Raw genomic sequence first — 8,637 nt, 5'->3', positions numbered from 1 at the left:
TGATTGGTTTAAATAGATTCATCTTAAACCGGCAAAAGTAGATGATTTTCGAAATCAATTTCAATTAAGTGTTTCCACTTCAAGAACGACAACCTACCTACCGTTGTTTTACTGGCTTACGGCTCTCAACAAAGAGGCAGTTGGCATAATCACCGAATAAAGTTGGATTTTGATGGGTACGATCCTCTATAAGCGATTATCACAATAAATCGAACTCCGTTATCGTTGCATTCATCAAACAAATAGAGAACAGAACCATGAATACCATGCCGCATGAGCTTGTGTGGGATGAAGTCTACTTCCCACCGCTGTTATTGGTTATCGCACTGGCTTACATACTGACAATGCTAACAGGGTCAATCGCGACACGGTTTGGCCTTCATAAGTACGTCGCCTTTCCTGCAATAGCAGAACTGAGCTTGATCGTGATTTTTACTGGCGCTATCGGCCATTTTATTACCATTTTTTGAGGCACTTACTGTGATCAAACGTTATCTCATCACACTTTTATTATTGGCTGCTGCGGGAACTGTGGTTTATAGCTATTACCAGTCGTACTCAAGTAACCCATGGACCAGAGACGGACAAGTCAGCGCTTATATCGTCTCGATTACACCTCGAGTCACGGGTCAAGTCATTGAAGTGCATGTCGAAGACAACTCGAAGGTAAAAAAAGGCGATCTTCTTTTTGAGATCGATCCGAGTATTTACAAGGCGACCTACAGAAAAGCACTTGCGACTCAAAAACAAGCATTTGCCCTACTCGCCAAAGCCAAAAACGAAGAGCAACGCGCGTTGAATTTAGAGAAAAGAACGCCCGGTGCCGTGCCCGTGCTGACACTAAACAACTTGAACAACGCGGTAGAAACCAGCGCCGCAAATGTCGAACTGGCAAAAGCGAACGTAGAAGAAGCACATCTCAACCTTGAGTACACCAAGGTATATGCGCCTACTAACGGCTATATCACCAATCTGAACCTACGTGTTGGCTCTCAAGTTGTCGCGAATTCACCTGTGGTTGCGCTAATTGATGAAGATAGCTTCTGGATTGAAGGTTATTTCAAAGAGACTGATTTAGTCGGTGTCGATGCTCAGGACACTGCTTATGTGACCTTAATGATGCACAACAATGTTCAGCTAGAAGGACATATCAAAAGTATTGGTTTTGGTATCGCGAAGCAAGACGGCAGCACAGGTAATGATTTATTGCCAAACGTGAATCCAAACTTCCAATGGATACGCCTAGCTCAACGCATCCCTATCAAAGTGAAGTTAGACAAAATACCAGAAGACGTACAACTGCGTGTTGGTATGACTGCCTCGATCAAAATAATCAAAAATAGCTAGGTGATTCTTATGTTCACTGCATCGACTAAAGACGCGATTAAAGTCGCACTCTCTATCGTTATCGCAATCTGCCTAGCGTTGTGGTTTGGTTGGGAAAAACCGTATTGGGCTGCGATAGCCGTCGCAGTGATGGCATTGAACGAGAGCTTCGCCCATTCAATAAACAAAGGCCATAACCGGTTAATGGGAACCTTGTTAGGGACCGGTTATGCCTTTTTCCTCATTGCGATGTTTTCACAAGATCGATTTTTGTTTCTAACATTTCTTACCGTGTTCTTAGGCACTTGTATTTTCATGTCTAGTGACGAGAAATACGGCTACATCTTTTCAATAGGATTTACCGTGTGTTCGATTGTTGCTTGTATGGGCGGGTTTGATAACCAAACCACCTTTCACTTTGCTGTACTTAGACTTCAAGAAACACTATTAGGTGTTGTTGTGTTCTCTATTGTGTATCGCATCGTGTGGCCTGTGAATACTGAACTCAACTTTGTACAACGTTTCGAAACCAGTAAAAAAGCGTTGTTAGATGCGATGGAAAAAACAGACAACATCGACATTGCCGCACTTGAAAGCAACACCGCGAATATTGATAAGCTGTATCAACTTTTAGATCTGCCACTGACCGGAAGCTACCACCTTAAAGAGAACATCCAAACATGGCGCTTGCGTATCGATGAAATGGCACATATCCAAGATACATTACTCAAACAAAGTAACAGCGAATCAGACTTAGATATCCAATGGGCAGTTCTTACTCACAACTTGAAGACGTTCGATGTATTAACACCAGAACAATCTCTTGTTGAGGGTGAACTCAATGTCATAGGTGATCATAAAGACGTGTCTTGGCATCATGCACATCGCACGTTTGTTGAACATTTGAATGAAGATGGGCGCAAAGTGCTGCAAGGCGTGTCGATGTTTATCACATCGCTGTTGGTTTGGATTTATCTTCCAGTTCCAGGTGGTTTCATATTTCCTATGTTAGCCGGTGTATTCTCTTCTATGGTGCCGACCATGCCACCAAGCGTTATTAAGGACGCTTTTTATGGTGTGTTGGGTACAGGGTCGGTGGTTCTGTTGCAATACATCTTTGTGATGCCATTAATGACAGAACTATGGGAGCTGGGACTATTCTACTTCCTTAACATTATGGTGATATGGAAAGTGTTCGCGACACCTAAGCTCATGGTACACCGAATATTGGGTATTAACTTATTAGTTGTTCTCACATCTGGTGCGCTCAACCTCACACCTGTTTATGGAATTGAAACGCCACTTTTGATGCTCGTAAACATTTTGATTATTCTGATGATAGCGAAGTTGTTTACTGATCTATTTAGAGTGAGGGTAACTGCTTAGAACTAAATGCGCTTAACAACTCACAACAAAACGGTCTGCCAAGTATTTTCACTTCACAGGCCGTTTTTTTATCTATTGAAAATCATTATAAATCAATTGATTAACGCTAATTATTACTAAGTGAGGATAGCGTCCATCAAAAGCGATTAACGCGATCTGCCACCTCCTCTTAAAATCCTCTCATTGATTGACGCAATGCATTTTTAGTCGCGACATTCACACTAGCAATCCTAACGGATAAATACATAACAACTGAACACGACGTTCAGTATTACATCGACTGTTTGAGTCTCGAAGGTTTGAGGCCACTCAGCGTGGAAACCGTCATGAGTTTTTTTGAAATACGCACCAGCGCTTGTAAGACCCATACTCTTTCTGTGTTAGCGAGCGCCCTATTACTTACCACCCCCAATTTTGCGTCTGCGGCAGAAACCAAGACTTACAGCGAAGTTATGGAAAAAGGTCGAGCACTATTTGACAAATATGGCATCAGTCATGATTTACCAAAGCTAGCAATCAGTTCGCTCGTACAGGGCGAACACCTAGTTGAACACGCACATCGAACCATACAAATTGGCGATGAGGTTCGTGACTCAAGCGTCTATCTGATAAAAAACACAGACAGCAAAGGCAACATCGACCTGCGCGTCAAATACAACCCGCAAGAGCTGGATGAAAACGAAAAACTGATCGATGAAATTGAAGAGTTTACGCGCACTGAGTATCGACTAAGAAATTATGCAGAAAGCTTCGATCCATCGTCAGTGAAAGTCAATGAAAAAGACAACGGCGACGTGACCATTAGCTTCAACTATTCGAAATACGGCTTACCACAAGACATCGCCTATTTCCGTTTCTTGAATGTTGATATTGAACTTGTAGGCGGCACACCAAAACGCATGGTAATCACCAACGACAAGCCATTTAATCTTGGTAAGTCAAAAGTCGATACCTATTACCAAGTGATTGATTTCCAAACGTTAGACTCTGGTAAAGTCGTTATTGAACGTAAGACAACTAACATCGAGGGTACGTCTAAAACGAAACCGATGACCATGAGCGCTGTAACTGAACCCGTCGCAATTTATGAAGACGACAACGGCGTTAATGTCCTGCATGAAGAGCGTCTAAAAGAAGTTTCAGATCCTCGTATGCAAGAAGCGAGTGTTAAGTTAGATCGAGTATTCCCTTTAATGGGTGACATGGTGCGTCGTCAAGGTATCGATTTGCCATTACCATTCGGTGTTTCAGTTGCTTATCGCAATCAAGACATGAACCTTCCTATGACCGATTACGTCATTAGCGGTGTGCGCTTGAATGACCTATTCGACCCTGAAGATAGCGTTGCAACGGTTAAAGCAGAAAGTCTTTCAATACGTGGTGATGTGAATATTCTGCCGTTCTGGAATGTATTCGGATATGTAGGAAAGGTAAACGTTGATGCGAATGTTGATGCCTCTTACACCGGCGCTGCGGGAGAATATCTACAAGATAAACTCAATAACAAATTACCTGGTCTAGGCGACAAACTGTGCGAGGGCGTATCAGCACTGTGTAACAGTGGGCGTTTAAATGTACCACTCCATCTCGAATATGACTTACGCGGTGCGGGTACAACATTATCTGTTGGTTACAAAGAGTTCTTTGCCTCAGTGACGGGTACCTATTCACAAACCCGTCTGAAAGGGATGGATGATTGGGGTGACGGCATTGTCACGGTTCAGCCAATGTTGGGCTACCAATTGGTTGATTATCGAGCTCAATTCTTCGTTGGTGCTGAATACCAAGGTTTAGATTCACGTATGCAAGGTACTGTAAAAACAGACGATATTGAGTTTGATTACGACGTTGGTGTGGACATTAACCAGTGGGCATTTTTAACCGGAGTCAACAAACAGATTGGCAAGCATTACAACATGACCGTGTTGTACAACAAAGGTGAAACTCGTTCGGCTGTGACATTGAACCTTGGCTATCGCTTTTAGACTAAATCTAACCAAATTTCTGATGTGAACCTACGTTGTATTAGGTCGACATCATACAAATGAAAACGCGCCAACGTTGGTTATCCAGTAGATAACACACGAAGAAACACAACGTCAAATGCTCCAAAGACGGAGCCATCACCTTATGGATCTACAGGTTTGACGGTATCGATGCGCGGTTCGTTATTTTACCGAATTCTATTGTGGACACATTTTTTATGACTATTGCATATCGTTCTCTCATCGCACTCGCTATTGCGGCCGCTCTTGCTGGCTGTGACACAGACGTTGAACCAACGGTTCCTTTCCCTGATAAACCTGAACCTTTAATTCCAGCACCTTCAGAAACCTTTACCACTCAAATCGGCGATGTGATGATTACTGCGACCAAAGAAGACCTGGTTGTTACATCTAATACCGAAGACGATAAACTGGCTTCTGTTGAGTCTTTTAAAGGCATTAAGTTTGCCGATGCAGAGCGTTTTGAGCACAGTGAAATGGTTGATCTTGGGAGTGACATTGATGCCACTTCGTTTGGTGATGCATGTCCTCAATTGAAGACCGTTTCACAGACACAATCTGAAGACTGTTTGAACCTGAACATTTGGCGCCCAGTAGGCGTAGATGCTGATGCAGACCTACCGGTTTATGTATTCATTCACGGTGGTGATTTCGAATACGGTTCTGGTGCAGAGCCGCTCATCCAAGGTGATACCGTGGTTGCTCAAGGAAGCGACGATGGTAAGCCTTTCATCTACGTAAGCTTCAACTACCGTCTTGGTCAGTTAGGTACTCAATGGATTAAAGGCGAGAACGAAGATGGAAACTATGGCCTAGGTGACCAAAAGCGTGCCTTGGAGTGGGTACACAATAATATCGCTGACTTCGGTGGTAACGCTCAAAACGTAACCGTTATGGGTCAAGGCTCAGGCGCTATGTCTATTGGTTTCTTGCAGCAAGATGACGATATCGCAGGTCAATATTTCCAACGTGCCATCATGCAGAGCAACCCGTATGGTTTTGAGTATCCTAGCTATGACGTTGCAAAAGATCGCAGTAAGGGTTTTACAGCAAACACTTCGCTTGACGTGATCATGGCGTCGCAAGAAACAGCTTTGGATGGTATTGAACAGCTAAAAAATTGGTTATTGAGTTCGCTATCGGTTTCAGTTTCTTATTTGGGTCAAGAGTTAGAAGTAGGCCCCAAATCAGGAAAGACCCCTATGCAAACACTGATGCCATTTGCTCCTTATCTAGGTTGTGAGTCACTTGCTACCACTGATGAGTCAGAGGCAATATGTATAGAACCATCTAAATCACCACTAAATTCTGATCTTTCTGTACAAACGATTTTGGGAAACAATGCTCATGAAGCAAATAGTTTTGGGATGTTGTTCAGTGTGACCTTTTTGATTCCAACTATCATTGACGAATTTCTTTCAACTGAAGCAATAAAAGGTAAGCGCTCAGAGGCCATTGCCTTAGATGCGTTGAAATGGCTAGATGATGAGCACAATCAAGATCGTTTATTGGCAAGAATAAATAACATGAGTTCTAAGGACGTTGCTGCAAATGAAGGTCTTTCACTCACTGCATATACAGCTGTTAGTGAACTATTTTGGGGGATGGATTCATCTGTTGATATAGGAGTTCTTACGCCATTTTGTCTAGCTAAAGACGACCCAATAGAGGTAATCGAATGTATCGTAAAAAATGTAGATATTGAATTAAACGGCCATGAACAAACTAATAAAGTTTTAAACCTAACTGACTTTTTCCCTAATTCAGAATCTAGCTTAGGTGGGGCTTTTGACAACATGAAGCAATTTAAAACCCTGCTAAATGACACCTTGTTCAATGGCCCAGCTCGTTATATGGCAGCAAACAGCGAAGTAGAAGCAACGCTATACCACTTTGAGCACAAACCAAGCTTTAACATGTGGAACTATAAAACAGGTCTAAATGAAGAAACGGGCGAATACGACCAACTGTCAATCATTGATCTATTCAAAACGATTGGTTGCATCAGCGGTGCATGTAACGGTTCAGAACTGCCATTTATGTTCAACAAAGCTGTACGTTTTGATGGAAGCGAAGTAAATCCATCAAGCAAAGATAAAGCCCTTATGAACGAAATGTCGCGTCTTTGGTTTAGCGATGAATTGTTCCAGAGCTACCAGTACAGCGATGCTACCGACAATGTGCTTGTCATTGATGGTGCAGGATTCAGCGACAACAGCACTACCTTCGACTGGGACTATGTCACAAACCCAGGTGTTGATCCTAAGCTTCGTGAAGGTCGCTTAACGGGTCTAGCAGAGCAAGGTCTTATGCCTTGGGACTGGTACCTAAACTAAACATATTCAACACCCTTCCTACTTTAACGGCCAGCTCGCTGGCCGTTTCTATATCCAAATTTTATGTTTAAACGCAGGTTAGTTATGACACTTAGCAAACTAAAAACAGCATGCACAATAATGTTGATTGCTTTGGTCACAGGATGTGCCCAACCTTACCCCGATGTTGAACCTGACTTCGAAGCTAACTGGCAAAGCACAGAACATCAAGCCGAAGTCTATTTGATCCCGAGTGCGCCTGAAGCCTTTGCGCGCCGCATTGATCTGGTTCGCCAAGCAAAACACTCGATTGATATGACTTACTTCTCTTGGGAAAACGACACTCTGGGTCTGATGCTGTTAAACGAGCTGAAACACGCCGCTGACCGCGATGTGGCCGTGCGCCTCACACTGGATGACTTGTTGGTATTCAATGACAAATGGCTTGCGGAGTTGGACTCACACGCCAATATTGAGATTCGACTGTTCAACCCTTTTGAGTCACGTAAAGCTGGCTGGATTGGTCGTGCGCTCAACTTCTCTACTCATCAAAAACAGTTAGATAATCGACTGCATGAGAAATACTTTAACGTTGATCACCAATCGATGATCCTCGGTGGGCGCAACATCGGTGATGACTACTTTGGCTACAGCGAAAATGCCAACTTCTTTGATATGGATGTGCTGTTTAAAGGCGACGTGATTGCTGCTTTCGACCGAAACTACCAAGCGTTGTGGAACAGTGAGCATGTAGTGCCAATTCAAGAACGCATTAAAATCAAAGAGAAAGAGCAATACCAAGCGTTCACCAAAGCGTTGAACAAAGGTGAAAAGAATCAAGCATTGATCACGTCTGAAGTCGAAAGGCAGATAAAGAGCTTAAACCAACCGAAGTTCATTTCAGCCTCTGTCACGCCGGTATTTGACTCACTGGAGAAACTCAATGACAACAAGCCCTACTTTCGCCAACGTATTGAACACTTGATGAAGCAAAAAGTACCGACACCTTCTAAGGTTATTATTTCTACGCCTTATATGGTGCCAAGCGATAACAAGTTTGTATTCGTCGATGCACTTAGAGAGAGCGAAGCCGAAGTCACCTTACTGACGAATTCATCGGCTTCTAATGATTCGGGCTTTGTGCCTGCGTATTACGAAAAACACCGTGAGACTCTACTCGACAAGGGCGTAAGTATCTATGAGTACAAAAGCCAAGCGATCAATGATGATCACTACTTTCATGTTGATACCTACTACCACAACAAGACAGTAATTTTAGATGAGCGTGTCACCTATATTGGCTCTTCTAACTTCGATCCAAGATCAGACTTTCTCAACGTTGAGTTTGGGGTGTTGGTTGACAGTGAAGAGTTTGCGAAGCAAGTGACACACTACTTAACACGTCAGAAAGAGGAGTTGTTCTGGGCTGTGTCGCGAGAACAATCAGGTGACACCATCTGGGCTTCAGAGGAACAAATCCATACTAAGAACCCGAACTACAGTTCATGGAACAAGGTACCTGATTGGTTATTTCGAAAAATGAATGGCGAGTTCGAGCTTTAAGTGTTCAGCTTCGAATCTTAATTTTTAATTTTCTCCAGTCC

At 43.1% G+C, this 8,637-nt stretch carries 5 protein-coding genes and 2 pseudogenes; all 7 read left to right on the top strand.

Going from position 1 to position 8,637, the window contains the following annotated elements; genetic code table 11:
* Positions 1-257: 257 nt before the first annotated feature.
* Positions 258-470: a DUF1656 domain-containing protein gene (locus AB4493_RS20270; protein WP_017059802.1), complete on the top strand. Its 213-nt coding sequence runs from the start codon at positions 258-260 to the stop codon at positions 468-470.
* Between the two features lie 10 nt (positions 471-480).
* A complete protein-coding gene (locus AB4493_RS20265; RefSeq protein ID WP_017059803.1) occupies positions 481-1,347 on the top strand; it encodes an HlyD family secretion protein in 867 nt (288 codons plus the stop codon).
* A 9-nt stretch (positions 1,348-1,356) separates the two neighbouring features.
* A complete protein-coding gene (locus AB4493_RS20260) occupies positions 1,357-2,712 on the top strand; it encodes an FUSC family protein (protein ID WP_372155702.1) in 1,356 nt (451 codons plus the stop codon).
* A gap of 326 nt (positions 2,713-3,038) precedes the next feature.
* Positions 3,039-4,697 carry a hypothetical protein gene (locus AB4493_RS20255; RefSeq protein ID WP_372055112.1) on the top strand — a complete coding sequence of 553 codons (1,659 nt, stop codon included), beginning with the start codon at positions 3,039-3,041 and terminating at the stop codon, positions 4,695-4,697.
* Positions 4,698-4,915: 218 nt separating this feature from the next.
* A pseudogene (locus AB4493_RS20250) lies at positions 4,916-6,125 on the top strand (carboxylesterase family protein); the annotation flags it as partial.
* A 278-nt stretch (positions 6,126-6,403) separates the two neighbouring features.
* A pseudogene (locus tag AB4493_RS20245) lies at positions 6,404-7,054 on the top strand (carboxylesterase/lipase family protein); the annotation flags it as partial.
* An 84-nt stretch (positions 7,055-7,138) separates the two neighbouring features.
* On the top strand, positions 7,139-8,596 hold the full coding sequence (locus AB4493_RS20240) for a phospholipase D family protein (protein ID WP_372155700.1): 1,458 nt from the start codon (positions 7,139-7,141) through the stop codon (positions 8,594-8,596).
* Positions 8,597-8,637 lie beyond the last annotated feature (41 nt).

It is taken from the genome of Vibrio sp. 10N.222.55.A1 (assembly GCF_041473835.1).
GTDB lineage: Bacteria > Pseudomonadota > Gammaproteobacteria > Enterobacterales > Vibrionaceae > Vibrio > Vibrio crassostreae_C.
Note: the sequence above shows the minus strand (reverse complement) of the source record. Positions and strands in the feature narration are given on the sequence as shown.

Coding starts and splice junctions, on each gene's coding strand:
- AB4493_RS20270 (WP_017059802.1), top strand. CDS start 258: ATGAATACCATGCCGCATGAGCTTGTGTGGGATGAAGTCTACTTCCCA.
- AB4493_RS20260 (WP_372155702.1), top strand. CDS start 1,357: ATGTTCACTGCATCGACTAAAGACGCGATTAAAGTCGCACTCTCTATC.
- AB4493_RS20255 (WP_372055112.1), top strand. CDS start 3,039: ATGAGTTTTTTTGAAATACGCACCAGCGCTTGTAAGACCCATACTCTT.
- AB4493_RS20240 (WP_372155700.1), top strand. CDS start 7,139: ATGACACTTAGCAAACTAAAAACAGCATGCACAATAATGTTGATTGCT.